Annotated in this window: 11 protein-coding genes, 3 tRNA genes and 1 rRNA gene; 3 read left to right on the top strand and 12 right to left on the bottom strand. The window is 38.7% G+C overall.

The window, feature by feature from the left end; genetic code table 11:
* The 5 genes from I6F53_RS19170 to nudE all read right to left on the bottom strand — a co-directional run bounded on the left by I6F53_RS19170 (position 1) and on the right by nudE (position 1,953).
* Positions 1-73 (bottom strand) — tRNA-Met (locus I6F53_RS19170).
* Positions 74-215: 142 nt separating this feature from the next.
* Positions 216-292 (bottom strand) — tRNA-Met (locus I6F53_RS19165).
* 79 nt (positions 293-371) lie between these two features.
* A tRNA-Met gene (locus I6F53_RS19160) sits at positions 372-448 on the bottom strand.
* Between the two features lie 136 nt (positions 449-584).
* A complete protein-coding gene (gene cysQ, locus I6F53_RS19155) occupies positions 585-1,388 on the bottom strand; it encodes a 3'(2'),5'-bisphosphate nucleotidase CysQ (protein WP_197181576.1) in 804 nt (267 codons plus the stop codon).
* Positions 1,381-1,953: an ADP compounds hydrolase NudE gene (gene nudE / locus I6F53_RS19150; RefSeq protein ID WP_008139393.1), complete on the bottom strand. Its 573-nt coding sequence runs from the start codon at positions 1,951-1,953 to the stop codon at positions 1,381-1,383. The genes cysQ and nudE overlap by 8 nt, the downstream gene beginning before the upstream one ends.
* A 61-nt stretch (positions 1,954-2,014) precedes the next feature.
* Here nudE and yrfG point away from each other — a divergent pair, with 61 nt between their 5' ends.
* Complete coding sequence (gene yrfG, locus I6F53_RS19145; RefSeq protein ID WP_197240815.1) at positions 2,015-2,662, top strand: GMP/IMP nucleotidase; 648 nt, start codon at positions 2,015-2,017, stop codon at positions 2,660-2,662.
* Here the strand turns inward: yrfG and I6F53_RS19140 are convergent.
* The 6 genes from I6F53_RS19140 to I6F53_RS19115 all read right to left on the bottom strand — a co-directional run bounded on the left by I6F53_RS19140 (position 2,659) and on the right by I6F53_RS19115 (position 7,069).
* Positions 2,659-3,222, bottom strand: a complete 564-nt coding sequence (locus I6F53_RS19140) for a dCTP deaminase (RefSeq protein WP_197240814.1) — start codon at positions 3,220-3,222, stop codon at positions 2,659-2,661. The two genes, yrfG and I6F53_RS19140, sit on opposite strands and share 4 nt — an antisense overlap.
* Positions 3,223-3,948, bottom strand: a complete 726-nt coding sequence (locus I6F53_RS19135) for a hypothetical protein (protein ID WP_197240813.1) — start codon at positions 3,946-3,948, stop codon at positions 3,223-3,225.
* Positions 3,945-5,801: an NUDIX hydrolase gene (locus I6F53_RS19130; protein WP_231616646.1), complete on the bottom strand. Its 1,857-nt coding sequence runs from the start codon at positions 5,799-5,801 to the stop codon at positions 3,945-3,947. Before I6F53_RS19130 ends, I6F53_RS19135 begins: the two co-directional genes overlap by 4 nt.
* A 50-nt stretch (positions 5,802-5,851) precedes the next feature.
* Complete coding sequence (dut, locus tag I6F53_RS19125; RefSeq protein ID WP_197240812.1) at positions 5,852-6,307, bottom strand: dUTP diphosphatase; 456 nt, start codon at positions 6,305-6,307, stop codon at positions 5,852-5,854.
* 52 nt (positions 6,308-6,359) lie between these two features.
* A complete protein-coding gene (locus I6F53_RS19120; RefSeq protein WP_197240811.1) occupies positions 6,360-6,728 on the bottom strand; it encodes a YacL family protein in 369 nt (122 codons plus the stop codon).
* 116 nt (positions 6,729-6,844) lie between these two features.
* Positions 6,845-7,069 (bottom strand): hypothetical protein, encoded by a 225-nt coding sequence (locus I6F53_RS19115; RefSeq protein WP_197240810.1) that lies wholly within the window; start codon positions 7,067-7,069, stop codon positions 6,845-6,847.
* A 303-nt stretch (positions 7,070-7,372) separates the two neighbouring features.
* Between I6F53_RS19115 and uvrD the strand changes: the two genes are divergently transcribed.
* Together uvrD and I6F53_RS19105 are read left to right on the top strand one after the other, a co-directional pair.
* Positions 7,373-9,538 carry a DNA helicase II gene (uvrD, locus tag I6F53_RS19110; protein WP_008166456.1) on the top strand — a complete coding sequence of 722 codons (2,166 nt, stop codon included), beginning with the start codon at positions 7,373-7,375 and terminating at the stop codon, positions 9,536-9,538.
* Positions 9,516-11,585: a GNAT family N-acetyltransferase gene (locus tag I6F53_RS19105; RefSeq protein WP_197240809.1), complete on the top strand. Its 2,070-nt coding sequence runs from the start codon at positions 9,516-9,518 to the stop codon at positions 11,583-11,585. Before uvrD ends, I6F53_RS19105 begins: the two co-directional genes overlap by 23 nt.
* Positions 11,586-12,324: 739 nt before the next feature.
* On the opposite strand, the gene rrf is transcribed toward I6F53_RS19105, so the two are convergent.
* A 5S ribosomal RNA gene (rrf, locus tag I6F53_RS19100) occupies positions 12,325-12,439 on the bottom strand.
* Positions 12,440-12,630 lie beyond the last annotated feature (191 nt).

The raw sequence follows: 12,630 nt of genomic DNA, 5'->3' as shown, positions 1-12,630 counted from the left end.
TGCGGGAGCCGGATTTGAACCGACGACCTTCGGGTTATGAGCCCGACGAGCTACCAGACTGCTCCATCCCGCGCCTGAAATTGTATACTTGTTTAAAGTTGCTTACATTACAACTTGGCTTCCAATTTAAAAATTTATTGCGGGAGCTGTGAAGGTGAAGAGTGAACCGACGACCTTTTAAAACTACCTATTGCACTAAATCTTTATAAAATAATTGGTTGCGGGAGCCGGATTTGAACCGACGACCTTCGGGTTATGAGCCCGACGAGCTACCAGACTGCTCCATCCCGCGCCTGTATATTTTAAGTCTATCGACTACTTTATTTTATCTCTTAAGCTAGAGTTTACAGTAACCAAATCTTATAAAGAATTGGTTGCGGGAGCCGGATTTGAACCGACGACCTTCGGGTTATGAGCCCGACGAGCTACCAGACTGCTCCATCCCGCGCCTGTAATTTCTTTAAAACATTTTCGTAATATTTACGAGCCTGCCTTGAAGAGAGCGCTACTATATAGGAATAAACATTTAATGCAAGGCCTAAACTAATTAAAGTTGTTCAACCGAACAAAAAGCAATCAAATTGCTATTCTGCGATCAATCTTTGATGTGGATTAATCATTTTTTGCCATTCCCAGTCGGGATGTCCCATCACTATAAAGTCAGGGTTCTCAGTACTCTCGCGTTGATTGTACGTTAGCGGGTTAAATTCTGCATCGGTAATACAACCACCGGCTTCTTCAACAATAACTTGTGAAGCACCTGTATCCCACTCTCCCGTTGGACCAATTCTTAAAAAACAATCTGCTTTGCCTTCTGCAACAGTACAAGCTTTTAATGAGCACGAGCCAATAGCAATAGTTGTAAATTGACTATTTAAATACTGACTCACTGCTTCTATTTTTTGGCGGCGGCTCACTGCAAGCGTTAAATTTTCTGGTGGTGCTACAGATATTTGCTTATCAATTGAGTTTTCACGTTTAAAGGCACCATTTTTAGCGGTAGCAAAATAAGTCACGCCTTTTGCAGGCCAATGAATAACCCCAAGCACTGGATGATTATTTTCAATCAATGCAATATTTACTGCAAAGTCGCCACTTTCTAAAATAAACTCGCCTGTGCCATCCATCGGATCGAGTAACCAATAACGCTGCCAATCTTGTCGGTCGGCGAGTGCTGGTATAGGTGTTTCTTCCGACATAATTGGGATATCGGGCGCAAGTGCTTTTAATCCAGCAACCAATACGTCATTTGCTGCTAAATCAGCTTTGGTAACAGGCGTATTATCTGATTTCTCTTGTTGGCCAATATCGCCTTTTTTATAAATAGCCATAATTGCATCGCCAGCACGCTCAGCTAATTCAATACACGGTTCGATTAATTTATTCATCGGCAGCTCCAGACGCTAAATACTTATCTAATAATAGCAAAGCTGCAACACTGCGTGCTTCGGTAAAATCTTCTTGCTCTAATAATGACTGCCACTGAGTTAATGGCCACTTAACAACAACAAGCGGCTCTGGTTCGTCGCCAATAAGGGTTTGTGGATATAATTGCTTAGCAAACAAAATATGCATAGTGGCATTAAAGTAACTTGGCGCCATTGTTACTGTTCTTAATGGTTTAAAATACTCAGCACCAAAGCCAATTTCTTCTTTAAGCTCTCTGTTAGCAGCTTGCTCTGGCGTTTCGCCCGGATCGATTAAACCTTTAGGAAAGCCCAACTGATAGTCGTTTGTACCCGCACAATACTCACGTACAAGTAGTAGTTCATTGTCTGCACTTAACGGAACAATCATGACAGCTCCCCGGCCACCGCCGCGAATTCGCTCATACTGGCGCTCTTCGTTATTAGAAAACTTTAGCTCTAAAGACTCTACAGTAAACAGGCGGCTTTTAGCGACAACATTGTTACTGAGGATTTGTGGTGGTGTTGGGTGCTTTTTCTGTGTCATTGGCGTTAATTTGCTATCATGGCAGTTAGTTCAATAATAAACCTTATAAGTTGAAATTCCTATGTTAAATTGGTCAAAAATCGATACCGTTTTGCTCGACATGGATGGAACATTACTCGATTTACATTACGACAGTCATTTTTGGCTTAACGTTATTCCTGCGCAACACGCATTAGCAAGGGGCATTAGCCTAGATGCAGCTAAAGCAGATATTTTAAAACGCTATCAAGCTGTGAGCGGTCAAATACAGTGGTATTGTTTAGATTATTGGGAGCAGCAATTAAGCTTGCCTATAATGGATCTTAAACGAGAGTCTCAGCATTTAATTAAAATGCGCGAAGACGTACCTCATTTTTTAACTGAGCTTAAAAAAGCAGGCAAAGAATTAATTTTACTTACCAACGCCCACCCTGAGAGTGTCATGCTTAAATTTGAGCATACAGCGATTGATAACTACCTAGATGGCGTAGTGTCTACTCATGAATATGGAGTAAGTAAAGAGCAACAAAGTTTGTGGCACCAAGTACAAAATGACTTAGGCTTTAATAAAAGTCGTACTTTGTTTGTAGATGACAGTGTGCCGGTATTAAATGCCGCACGAGAATACGGCATTGAGCACTTACTTGCAGTTGCTAACCCTGATAGCCAACAACCACATAACGAAATAGCCGATTATCTAAGTGTTACCGACTATCGTAAGATTATTTAACCTTTCGCTGGCTTTGTACTAAAGTCAGCTGCCTTTGCCTCTTTATGCCCACTGTATATTCCATTGTATGAACTTGTAACATCCAAGTCAGTTTGCATAAAGCGTATATGGCAAAAATTCACTCTAGAATATATACGGATATCATTACAAGATTCGTTTTTTATCTCAAAGGTTATAGATGATGGGTTATTGTGACCAAATGTTGGTGCAACATAATTAGCGCTGAAGTTAATGCTCAAACCCACTCTAGCGTAACAGGATAGTTGACTTAGCTCTCCGCACAAAGAATTTGGTAAACTCAAAGACTCAACAGAAGCTCCCAATATAAAATCACCTGGTTTTAATACATACCCTTCAATTGGAATTTGTATAGCTTTAAAAAAAGATTTCGTATCTGTAGATTTAGTATCAATTTCTCTATCGTGCTGTTCCATTAAAAGTATGTGGTCACTTAGCCTCAGTAAATAGCTCGCAGGCCTGAATGAGCTTTCTTTAAAACCCTTAATAACAAGCTTACCTTCAATTAGGTGTCTTTTTATGCTTTCGGAACTTAATACCATTTAATACACCCTTGTTACTAATTCTGAGTTACTGCCAGGAAAAGAGCTCGTATTGATTTCTTTAATAATTTCAGGAGGGATAATATAAATTTCGTTAGTATTAGATTTGAGTATTGAACATGCCTGATAATCAAGCACATAATGCTTAGCTTGCTCTTCATACAAAGTAAGTGATTTAAGCTCTATATCATCTAATGACCAGCGGTTAATGATCGTTGGCTTATCGAAACCAACATGATATTGAGGAGCACCTTTTTTTACATATAACAAAAGGTCTGCTTTAGTCAAAAAAGCTGCTTCTGCAGCTAGTGAATCACTACTAATACAACCTGAATCAGGCTTAATGAAAAAGCAACTAGCACTAGCTGTAGATAAGTATTTTTCTACTTCATTGACATGCACTTCATTCGGATAGACATTTACAGAAAATGAGTTTAAATATGATATTGCGATACCATTTAATATCGAAATTATGCCTTTCCCAACTTCATCTACATAACTATCCATAGCTAGGTTTTTAACTAAATCAGTAAAAAGAAAAGCTCCTATGCCACCGCAAATAAATATGAACTTTGTTGATGGGTTGTTTGCAATAATCACTGGTAAATCTTTGAATACATCAGGAGTGATATGCATATTTCTATACCCCCACCATGGCACATCAATTTCGGTACTAGCTTCAGAAATAGCACCACCGCCGGTTAGTCTTATAACAACGGTTTTCATTTCAACCAACCCATGGCATTAAAAATCTTGCAAGCACCGTCAGTTAATTCTTCTTTCATTTTTTGAAGTTCATTCAAAGAAACCCACTTAATACTTTTAACTTCAGCACCAAGCTTTAAACTATTCTCATCTATAATTTCATAAGAATTAAAAACATGCCAATCATGTAGCTCACCACCGTGACCACATTTGTCTGTTAAGTCATCAATATGAAAAATATAACTTAAGCTATTTATGTTCAGCCCAATCTCTTCATTGGCCTCTCTCTCAACAGCATCAGCAAGCGTACTATCTTGATACTCAACATGCCCTGCAACAAGGCTGTATTTTCCCTGGTAAAACTCCTTAGCTTTCTCAATTAGAAGAATTTTATTATTATTAGTAAAAATAGCAGCGACTGTTATATGTTTAATTTTATTATTTATTTCAACTTCCCTGATGCCGCTACCCGTTGATTGTTCAAAGCTTTCTTCTGCATAAAGTTCTTCATTTGTCGAATTACTCAAATTAGTTATAGCTTTATAAGCAGTACCTATTCTGTTTTGTAAAAATTTTAGCCTAGTACGAGTTTCTTGATCACCACTAGATGCATGAATATCGGTTGCATATTTGGGTAAATCATCTGGTTTTATTCCTCTTGATAATAACCATTCGGCTAATTCAAGTAGTGCCTGCTTTTCGCTTTGCTCTATTGGCTGCTTTAATAATTCAATACATTGAACATCATTACTATCTTTAAAGTTTTTAACAGCATCACTAAGTTTATTTATGGCTTCTGAATCGGTGCTCGTGATACGAAAGCGGTATAAATTATTAGCAAACTTTAATGGACCAGGTTGTAATTCAACAAACTTATTTTCTATAAGACGAATTTTGCACCCAGGGTAACCTTTTTTATATAAATGAACCGACGTTTTACAATAACTCTCTTGATTATCTTTAATGTCTTTAAAAGAGCGCAACACTCTAAATACGCGACGGATAATATCCATCTCTATATGTGCTTTTTTATTACTAGCTCTTACAAACTGATCTGGTAACGCACCAACGGGGACTTCATATTCTTTCATTAACTCCAAAATTGCTGAGTCTGTTTTAACGTTTGGACTGCAAATAAAGAAATCTATATCAACTTTAGTGGTACTTGTTTGATAAGCTTTTAAATCTTTTAATATATCGTGTGATAATTGTGAAGTAGTTGAAAAAATTGATATTTTCATTGTTCCACCCACGGCGCATAACTCTCTAACTTTACCTTTAAAAGAATCATTATCAATATTTTCACTGCTTAAATCGCAATTTACAGTTAATTGTTCTTCAAACTTGATAAGTAATTTTTCTAAATCAGCTGGCTTAATAATTTGCGAGAGGGACTCTTTGAGCATTAACCTTTTATAAAACGGCTCTTTTAAAGCTTTAGTAAAAATTTCTTTAAAATCTTCTGACGAAAGCTGACTACAGTTTATGCATTCGTTGTCATTGTTAATAAGTAAGATAAAGATAGCAGCTTCAAAATTGGTAAAACGAGTGAAGTGTATTTTTTCTATTGGTTTGTTAGCTAATAGTCTTTCTAAGGGATGGTTTTTAGCTAACCATGTTGAAAAGTCGTTGAGGGAACGACTCGTTTTTGCTTGCTCTCGAACAACTTTGCTTTTGAAAGCTCGATAAAACCTTAATTTAAATTCGAGCCATGTATTAGGCCAACCATTTTTGTAGATATATCCAAATACCCCTCCAATGACCAAATATATGAAGCTAGCAATTACACCATTTTTTACTGAATTACTAAAAAAGTAAAAGACGGGGATTAATAGTAGCCCGCCAGCAATCAAAGCTTGCACAAGATTATTCAATTCCTTTTCCCTTCAATTTCAAGCGTGCAATACTTGCACGCTTTTCTACTCTATTTCACACCGGTGTGACCAAAACCACCTGTTCCACGCTCTGTTGCTTCAAACTCATCGACAAGTACAAAATCAGCTTTAAGTACTGGTATAAACATCAATTGAGCAATTCTATCACCAGAGTTTATTGAGAATTCATCATTACCCCTATTCCATACTGAGATGAATAACTCACCTTGGTAATCTGAATCAATTAATCCGACTAAATTACCCAGCACAATCCCATGTTTATGACCTAAACCTGATCGAGGTAAAATAGTAGCAGCCATTCCTGTATCCTGCATATTTAAAGCAATACCAGTAGGTATTAATTTTGTCTCACCCGGTAAAACTTGTAAAATATCATCAATACAAGCTCTAAGATCTATAGCAGCAGAGCCATCTGTAGCATACTCTGGCATAGGAATTTCAGTACCGACTTTAGGATTTACAATTTTTAATTCAACTTTTTTCATTTTAAATTTTCTACTCTAAATAAATTTATAAAAATAATATAGATAATATAACTTAACGACCAGTCGTAAACTCATGCCAAGAATCAATTAAATCAATAAAATCTTCAAAACCACAACCACTGCTTAAACCATTTTCTTCAAGTGCTAAATCGTCATCTTGATACGCGATTAGGTCTTCACTATCTTGATGAAGTGCATGGGCTTCAAATAATGCTTCGTCTTTCGTTAGGATTAAATCTATTTCTTGACCCTTTAGCGTTAGCGGCTCATAGCTTGAACTCACCGATGTAATAAGCGCTTGCACCATGGCTACTTTTTCTTTGCCTATTTCTTCGTTTAGCCAGCGACCAATAATGGCATGTTCGCTACTTATTTTAATACGTAACCCGCTAATAGGATCGCGAATAAATTGATATTCCATAGGGTTTGCCTGTAAATCTTTCATTGCGTAATTATATACGTAAACGCCCGTAAACCACAGGACATATAAAGCAAAATAGCGCCACAAGGGCGCTATTTTAATAAACTTTAAAGCCGTTAACTTCGCGATCTATAACGCGCAGCATCAATAATCGACCATAAGTAAATAATAGGCACAAGTACAAAGCCTACAAGCACATAAACTAGTGCGTAACTTATTATAATAGCGAGTGCAAAAAATATAGCGGCTAAAATACGCCCCTGTACTAACTGACCTAAACCAGGAAAAAATATATTACATATTGCTGCAATTACGTTACCGCCAGAACCTTGATCTGCCATACTAACCTCTGTATTTATTTAATTTTATAATTATTTACTTACACACTTTATGCCAATTTATTAAAGCTTACAAATCAAATAGTTAAATTAGTCTAGATTTAAGGAGTTAGTAAATTTTGCTAAATTTAGGTCAAATTAGCAATTTCTGTTATGCGTTTGCACTTTTCCGCTTGTTTAAATAAGTAGCAAGTCACTCGTTTTGAACACTATTTTATAAATAGCTGTTTATAAAAACAGTATTTTATTTAGCCTAACAAAAACACCTGTTATACTGCCCACAATATTGATTAAAAAGGCGTAACGATGGACGTTTCACAATTACTCGATGGCTTAAATGACAAACAACGCGATGCCGTTGCAGCCCCACTACAAAACATGCTGGTATTAGCAGGTGCTGGGTCTGGTAAAACACGAGTGTTAGTTCATCGTATTGCGTGGCTTATGCAAGTTGAGCAAGCCTCTGCTTACAGTATTTTTGCAGTTACCTTTACTAATAAAGCAGCTAAAGAAATGCGTAGCCGCGTTGAAGAAACACTAAAAGCCCCTGTAGGTGGTATGTGGATTGGTACGTTCCATGGTTTATCGCATCGTATTTTACGTGCTCATCACCGTGAAGCTAACTTACCAGAAGCCTTTCAAATTTTAGACTCTGACGATCAGCTTCGGATGATCAAGCGCTTATTAAAATCGATGAATATTGATGATAAAAAATGGCCTGCTAAACAATTTGGCTGGTACATAAGCGCCAAAAAAGATGAAGCACTTCGCCCTAAAGATATTCAAGCATACGATATTAATGAGCAAATGATGCTGCGTGTTTACGCCGCCTATCAAGAGGCCTGCGATCGCGCAGGCTTAGTAGACTTTGCTGAAATATTACTACGTAGCTACGAAGTATTAAAAAATAACCCTACGTTACTACGCCATTATCAGCAACGCTTTGCCCATATGCTAGTAGATGAGTTTCAAGATACAAATACCATTCAATATGCGTGGTTAAAATTACTTGCTGGCGATACAAATAGCATTATGATTGTAGGCGACGATGACCAAAGCATTTACGGTTGGCGTGGTGCTAAAATCGAAAACATTAAACGTTTTTTAACTGACTTCAGCGCAGAAACCATTCGTCTGGAGCAAAACTACCGTTCAACTGCAACTATTTTGAAAGCGTCTAACGCATTAATTCAAAATAACTCAGAACGTATGGGTAAAAGCTTGTGGACCGACGGTAACGATGGCGAGCCAATCTCTATTTATGCAGCATTTAATGAGTTAGACGAAGCCCGCTTTGTAAGTAGCAAATTACGAAGCTGGTTAAATGCAGGTAATGCGCTGCAAGATGCAGCAATTTTATACCGTAGTAACGCGCAATCTCGTGTACTCGAGGAAGCCATGCTGCAAGAAGGCTTAAAATACCGTATTTATGGTGGTATGCGATTCTTCGAACGACAAGAAATTAAAGATGCGTTGTCGTACTTACGCCTAGTCGGTAATCGTCAAGACGATGCCGCATTTGAGCGTGTAATTAATACGCCAGCACGCGGTATTGGCGACAAAACATTGAGCCATATACGCGACTGTGCACGAGCAGAATCGTTACCGCTTTGGTATGCCGCAAAAGCAATTGTAGAACAACAGCATTTATCTGGCCGTGCCTCTGGCGCAGTAAGTAAGTTTGTAGAGCTCGTTGAACAAATAGAAGATAAAATTAGCGATCTAACTTTACATGAGCAAGCCAAGTACACAATTCAAACCTCAGGCTTGATGGCAATGTACCAAGCTGAAAAAGGCGAAAAAGGCCGTGCTCGCGTAGAAAACTTAGAAGAGCTAATTAGCGCATGTGACCAGTACGAACTTCCTGAAGACGAAGAATACAGCTCGCCTTTACAAGGTTTTTTAGCACATACCTCACTTGAGTCAGGTGAAGGGCAAGCAGAAGAGCACGAAGACGCCGTACAAATGATGACGCTTCACTCAGCTAAAGGCTTAGAGTTTCCGTTAGTGTTTATGGTAGGCGTAGAAGAAGGCATGTTCCCTTCTCAGCAAAGTAACGAAGAGTCTGGCCGTTTAGAAGAAGAGCGCCGCCTTTGTTATGTAGGCATGACACGAGCAATGGATAAGTTATACATTAGCCATGCTGAGAGTCGCCGCTTATACGGGCAAGAAAAATACCATAGCCCATCACGCTTTTTACGCGAAATCCCTGAGGACTGCGTTGAGGAAATCCGTATTAAAACACAGGTTTCTCGTCCACCTGCTGCCGGGCGTTTTAGCGCATCAGTTAGCCATGCCGCATTTGAAGACAGTGGCTTTAACTTAGGTCAACGAGTACTTCATGCTAAGTTTGGCATTGGTACCGTACTTAATTACGAAGGCAGCGGCGCGCAATCTCGCGTACAAGTTAACTTTGATGACCTTGGTAGTAAATGGTTAGTAACGGCCTATGCACGATTACAAGCAGTATAAAGCACACCTAAATGAGTTAGAACAACAACTAGCTGACGCATATCATCGTCAGCTAGTGTTGATTACGGGCAGCCCAGCTTGGTGTTATGAATTACTTAACTCATTAATAGATGAAAACAATACACTTGTTGTCTCAAAGCAGCGTGCGCTTAAAAATTCATACTGGCCTACTCGCACTCACCAAATTTTAGGGCAAGAATTTGCTCATGCTGTTTACGACGGTTTTAGTGGTTTGCACCCAGATAAACTTGCAGCACTTTCCGGCACCGTTAAAGCCGGTGGTATGCTGTTTTTATTACTGCATGAATTAGGTGACTTACCTACTTGGCAAGACCCTTCATTAAGTACAGTACAATCACACGGTCATACCATTAACTACAGTTTATTTAATAAACGTTTCGCAACTGTTATTAAACAATTACCTGCTTTTCATTTTAGTGAAAAAAATGGCTGTATTGATCACAACTCCAGCTTTGTTACACATAATAAAATTGATTATCAACCTCAGCAAAGCTGCGTTGAACAAATAGTTAAAGTGGCTAAGGGCCGTGCCAACAGACCTTTACTTATTAATGCCGATAGAGGCAGGGGTAAGTCGGCAGCACTCGGCCTCGCAACAGCAAAACTGACTGATAAAAAAGTAATTATTTGTAGTACTCAGTTTAAAGCGACCCATAGTAGCTTTAAACATTTAGCCAACGAGTTAAGCCTGCAATACAATGCTGAACATAAACAGCTCGCCAACTTGCACTACGTTGCACCTGACGCGTTATTAAACACACTACCTGAGTGCAATTTATTACTAGTAGATGAAGCTGCAGCAATCCCTGTTCCGTTATTACTACAAATGCTAGCTAATTACCCTCGTATAGTATTTGCAAGCACTCTGGTTGGGTATGAGGGCAATGGCAGAGGTTATACCATTCGCTTTAGTAACTATATTAAAGCGCACTATAAAGCCTCTAAAGTTGTAACACTGGATGAGCCACTGCGCTTTGCTAAACACGATCCCCTTGAGCAACACATTCGCACACTGTTTGCACTCGATGCACAATATAATGAGTTAAGTAGTAATCAATTAGAACAGCCAGTTCATAGTGAAATAACTCAGCAATCCCTTGTAAACAATGAGCCATTACTGCAGCAAGTTATTGCCCTGCTTGCATTAGCTCACTATCAAAGTAGTGTAAACGACTTACGCCAACTACTAGACGCACCATCGCAACGACTATTTATTAGCAAAATTAATAATCAATTAGTTGGCGTATGCTTAATCGCCATAGAAGGTGGTTTGAGTGAAGAACTTGCCCTACAAGTTATAAGTGGAGAGCGTCGTCCGCAAGGACATTTAATGGCGCAAGCACTCTCACAACTTAGCTTTAATAATGACTGTTTAACACAACTGAGCGCTCGCGTTGTACGAATAGCGATTGATCCGAGTTCTCACAATATAGGGCTTGGTAAAAAGCTACTTAGCTATTGCGAGTCGCAAGTAAAAAACCAATGTAGTTGGTTTGGTGCAAGCTTTGGCGCAACAGCGCAGTTACTTAATTTTTGGCAGAACCAAGGATTTGATACCATAAAACTGGGTTATCAACGCGATAAAAGCACAGCTGAACATTCAGCGCTTGTGGTTAAATGCTTAAATAACAAAAGTGCAATTATCCAACCTTTGAAAAAGCAGTTTAAAAACGACTTTTTTTATGGGCTTTTAACACACTTTAAAACACTAGATTGGCAACTTGTAAGTATTTTAATTGAAGGGCTTAGCGATGAGTTAGTAGGTCTAGAGATTCGCGAAAGATTAGTCTTGCTCGTAAACAGTAACTTCACTCAATTTAGTATCTCTGCGACTCTTTGGCAGATAATGAACCAGTCTCCTTCTTGTATGTCTCAATTAACAGAGTCTGATAAACAACTCTTAATAAAGTTAGTACTACAAAATGAAAGTAATGAAAAAGTGATTCAATACTTAGGTTTATTAGGAAAAAAACAGCTTGAGAATCAATTTAAATGTGCCATAAAAAACCTCACTAGTACCATCTAATAATCTTTAGTTGCCCTATCTCTGTTAAATTTCATCCATCTTTAAGCTATTTATTTAATCCCAGACAGCGAAAAACCCGTTACATTTCTGTAACGGGTTTCTTTAATTTGAAGTCGGTGCGTGGTGTCGTGGTGCCCACTGCGGTAGAGAGCCACAGTGAAATTCTACACTATCTTTGCATCGGGAGTCGCGTTGCTCGCCCGACCTACGTGATGGGTGTTGATGAGTGTGCATTAATTGTACACACTTCACTTTTCTGTAGACGTAAAAAAGCCCGAATCGTTAGATTCAGGCTCTACAATATGAAGTCTGGTGATGTCGTAGTGCCCACAGCGGCGGAGAGCCACATAGCAAATGCGACACTATCATCGTTCGAAACTTTGGTTTCACTACTGAGTTCGGTATGCGCTCTTGGCTATTTAATAAATTCCAGATAGCAAAAAACCCGTCACATTACTGTAACGGGTTTCTACAATTTGAGGTCAGTGCGCTCTACGCAGTAGGATGTCGTGGTGCCCACAGCGGTGGAGAGTCACTTAGCAAATACTACTGAATTAGCCGACTGAGATATTGAGAAATTTTATTGTGATTTTGGTGTGATTTTAAGCGTCGGGAGTCGTCGCTACGCTCGCCCGACCTACATGATGGGTGTTGACGAGTGTATTAATTGTACGAATCTGACTTTTCTGCAGACGTAAAAAAGCCCGAATCGTTAGATTCGGGCTCTCTACAATTTTAAGCCTGGTAATGTCCTACTTTCACATAGCAAATGCTACACTATCATCGGCGCTGTTTCGTTTCACTACTGAGTTCGGCATGGGATCAGGTGGGTCCAAAACGCTATTGTCACCAAGCAAATTTGGGCGTTAATTCGTATCGCTACAAATTAACTGAATTTGGAAAATATCTGATAATATTTTTTAAGTCTTTCAGTAAATATCTACTTTAGTCATATTAACTTCTTCGCTTGTTTCACTATCACATAAAACGCGTTTGGCGTTGTATGGTTAAGCCTCACGGGTAATTAGTACAAGTTAGCTTAATG

Source organism: Pseudoalteromonas sp. SWN29 (assembly GCF_015864465.1).
GTDB lineage: Bacteria > Pseudomonadota > Gammaproteobacteria > Enterobacterales > Alteromonadaceae > Pseudoalteromonas.
This window is presented reverse-complemented; position numbering and strand designations above follow the sequence as displayed.